The 255-nt window shown below is 71.8% G+C and carries 1 protein-coding gene; it reads left to right on the forward strand.

Going from position 1 to position 255, the window contains the following annotated elements:
• Positions 1 to 255: hypothetical protein (locus ACQCVD_RS15560; protein WP_426824681.1), on the forward strand; the 255-nt coding region annotated here is incomplete at both ends.

The raw sequence follows: 255 nt of genomic DNA on the forward strand, positions 1-255 counted from the left end.
CCGGGAAGCTGGTGACCGCGTTGCGCCGGGAGTTCGACCTGCCGGTGCACGTGCACACCCACGACACCGCCGGCGGGCAGCTGGCGACTTACCTGGCGGCGGCGAACGCGGGTGCGGATGCGGTGGACGGGGCGTCGGCGCCGATGTCGGGCACGACCTCGCAGCCGTCGTTGTCGGCGATCGTGGCGGCGTTCGCCGACACCTACCGGGATACCGGGTTGTCGTTGGACGCGGTCGGGGACCTGGAACCGTACT

It is taken from the genome of Corynebacterium halotolerans, assembly GCF_050107895.1.
GTDB lineage: Bacteria > Actinomycetota > Actinomycetes > Mycobacteriales > Mycobacteriaceae > Corynebacterium > Corynebacterium halotolerans_B.